The following is a 939-nucleotide window of genomic DNA, read 5'->3' as shown; positions in this document are numbered from 1 at the left end:
GTCGCCCTTGGAGCCGACGGAGGCGACGGCGCCGGCCTCGGCGAGCCGCTGGGTGTAGCGGATCGCTCGATACTGGACTCCACGGTCGGAGTGGTGGACCAGTCCGCCCAGGTCAGCGCCTTGATTTTCGCGGCGCCAGATCGCCATCTTCAGCGCGTCGAGAGCCAGGTCGGTGTAGAGACTCGTGGACACCTGCCAGCCGACGATCATGCGGGAGTACACGTCGAGGACGAAGGCGGCGTACACCCAGCCCACACTCGTGCGCACGTAGGTCAGGTCGGCGACCCACAGCTGGTTCGGGCCGGCTGCGGTGAAGTCACGTTTGACCAGGTCAGCGGGTCGGCTGGTCTCGGCCGCCGGCCGGGTCGTGCGCGGTGACTTGTCGCGCAGCAGCCCGCGTAGCCCGGACTCGCGCATCAGCCGCTCGACGGTGCACCGGGCCACCCGCACACCGCGTCGGTGCAGCTCGTGCCAGATCTTGCGTGCCCCATAGACGCCGTAGTTCTCCGCGTGGATCCGCTCGATCACCGCGGTCAGCTCCTCATCGCGCCGGGAGCGGGCGCTGGCGGGGCGGGTCTTGGCGGCGTAGTAGGTCGACGGTGCGATCTGTGCCGGCGTGTCTTCGAGCGCCTGCAGGACCGGCTGGACACCGTGTCGCTCCCGCTGGGAGTCGACGAACTCGACCTTCATCGCGACGGACGGTCCAACTCCGCCGCGAAGAAAGACGCCGCGGAGCGCAGGATCTGGTTCGCCCGCCGCAGCTCACGCACCTCCCGTTCCAACGCGGCGAGGCGTTCCGCGTCGCTGCTGGTGGTGCCCGGCCGGTCACCGGCGTCGGTCTCGGCCTTCTTCACCCACGTGCGCAACGCCTCCGGATGAACCCCGAGCTGACCAGCGATCCGACGGATCGCTCCGACCGCGGACGCCGGATCCCGACGA

The 939-nt window shown here is 69.8% G+C and carries 2 protein-coding genes; both read right to left on the bottom strand.

Annotation, left to right across the window (positions count from 1 at the left end; translation table 11 throughout):
- Positions 1–690, bottom strand: a 690-nt coding sequence (locus ACNAW0_RS30465) for an IS3 family transposase (protein ID WP_416291496.1), incomplete at its 3' end; no start/stop codon positions are given.
- On the bottom strand, positions 687–939 hold a 253-nt coding region (locus ACNAW0_RS30460), incomplete at its 5' end, for a transposase (protein ID WP_416291495.1). The genes ACNAW0_RS30465 and ACNAW0_RS30460, both read right to left, overlap by 4 nt.

It is taken from the genome of Micromonospora sp. SL1-18, from assembly GCF_047921505.1.
In the GTDB taxonomy this organism is placed as follows: domain Bacteria; phylum Actinomycetota; class Actinomycetes; order Mycobacteriales; family Micromonosporaceae; genus Micromonospora.
The sequence above is the reverse complement of the archived record's forward strand: the minus strand, read 5'-3'. Positions and strand labels throughout refer to the sequence as shown.